Source organism: Komagataeibacter kakiaceti JCM 25156, assembly GCF_000613305.1.
The window spans coordinates 1-1898 of record NZ_BAIO01000454.1 but is presented as its reverse complement, the minus strand read 5'-3'; the positions used below and the strand labels follow the sequence as shown (position 1 = coordinate 1898).

The 1898-nt window shown below is 63.0% G+C and carries 1 protein-coding gene and 1 pseudogene; both read left to right on the top strand.

From position 1 onward, the window contains the following. Positions 1-216 precede the first annotated feature (216 nt). Complete coding sequence (locus tag JCM25156_RS15180; protein WP_025813750.1) at positions 217-1281, top strand: aldo/keto reductase; 1065 nt, start codon at positions 217-219, stop codon at positions 1279-1281. A gap of 308 nt (positions 1282-1589) precedes the next feature. After that, positions 1590-1898: pseudogene (locus JCM25156_RS28135) on the top strand (Clp protease N-terminal domain-containing protein); the annotation flags it as partial.

The following is a 1898-nucleotide window of genomic DNA, read 5'->3' as shown; positions in this document are numbered from 1 at the left end:
CCAGCCCCAGCTCCCGCGCGGCGGCGGACAGGCTGCCGCTGCGTACTATGGTGACAAATACCGCCATTTCGGTGATGTCACGCATATATTTGTTATCCTTCATGCAAGCAGCTTCCGGTTAAAGGGGATTATCATCTCCCGCCATGCGCGCCCATAGTTGGCGTATGGGGTGTGCGGATTTGCGCGCCGCTTCCTGCCAGAAGGATCGAAAACATCATGCATTATCGTCAGCTTGGCCGCTCGGGCCTGCGGATTTCGGCATTCACGCTCGGCACGATGACATTTGGCGGCAAAGGGGATTTCGCCAAGACCGGGAATACCGACCTTGCCGGCGCCAGCCGCCAGATCGACCTGTGCATTGAAGCCGGGATCAACATGTTCGACACGGCCGATATCTATTCGACCGGTGTTTCGGAGGAAATTCTCGGCGCGGCGCTCAAGGGCCGTAGTGATGACATCATGGTCACCACCAAGGCCCGTTTCCGCATGGGCAAGGGGGCGAATGACGCCGGTCTGTCGCGCTATCATCTCATCAGCGCGTGCGAAGCCAGCCTCCGGCGTCTGGGCCGCGATCATATCGACCTGTATTACCTGCATGAATGGGATGGCCAGACCCCGCTGGAGGAAACGCTCGAAGCCCTCGACACCCTGACGCGCGCGGGCAAGATCCGCTACGCGGGTGTGTCCAACTTCTCGGCCTGGCACCTGATGAAGGCGCTCGGCACGGCGGAGCGCAACCGGCTGATCGCGCCCGTCTCGCAGCAGATCTACTACTCGCTTCAGGCGCGCGACGCCGAGTACGAACTGCTGCCCGTTTCCCTCGATCAGGGGATTGGCGTGCAGGTCTGGAGCCCGCTGGCCGGTGGCCTGCTTTCGGGCAAATACCGGCGCGGCAAGCCCCAGCCCACCGGCACGCGGCAGATCGAGAACTGGGGCGAGCCGCCCGTCCATGACATTGAAAAGCTTTATGACGTGGTGGAGGTGCTGGTCGGTATTGCCGAGTCGCGCGGTATCTCGGCGGCGCAGGTGGCGCTGGCCTGGGTGGCGCAGCGCCCGGCCATTACCTCGGTCGTGATCGGGGCGCGGACCGAGGCGCAACTGGTGGATAACCTCAAGGCCATCGAACTGGACCTGACGGCGGATGAAATCAGCCGTCTGGATGAAGCCAGCGCGCCCCCGCTGATCTATCCGTTCTGGCACCAGGCCAGCACGGCGTCCGACCGGCTTTCCCCGGCGGATCTCCTGCTGCTTGGGCCGACGGTGGCCAGAAAGGGCGCGTAAGGCCCCCCGGCACAGGTGGGCGCGACGGGGTACATGGGTGCCGCGCGAATGGCCGTTGCGCCCGTAAGGCACGGCAGTATTGACCTGCATCAAGGATGTCGGCCCGGCGTTAATGATCAGCTAAACGCCTGATATGCGGCGTCGGGCCGGATAGGGGAGGCCAGATTGGGGGTGAGGGAAATCAGCTTCCCATATCTTGTAATAACATCTGATTGACCCCATCTGGAATTCAGCGCCGCGTCGTTGCCTGTTGAGGGACGGCAGAAGGCAAACCGTTATGTCGCCTGATTGAAAGGGACGAAGGAACAATGAATATCGAGAAGTTTACGGAACGGTCGCGTGGTTTTCTGCAGGCCGCGCAGACCATAGCCATGCGGGATTACAACCAGCAGTTGACGCCGGAGCATCTGCTCAAGGCCCTGCTGGATGACGATCAGGGGGCGGCCGCCGCCTCATCCGCGCGGCGGGTGGGCAGGTGCCCGCCATTACGGCGGCGAATGAAGCCGCACTCGCGAAACTGCCCAAGGTGCAGGGCAGCGGCGCGGGCCAGCCAAGCGCGACAGGGGATCTTGTGCGCGTGCTTGATGCCGCCGAACAGGCCGCGCAGAAAGCGGGCG

What these genes read in the sequence shown, in the direction of transcription:
- JCM25156_RS15180 (WP_025813750.1), top strand. Translation starts at nt 217, where the DNA reads ATGCATTATCGTCAGCTTGGCCGCTCGGGCCTGCGGATTTCGGCATTC.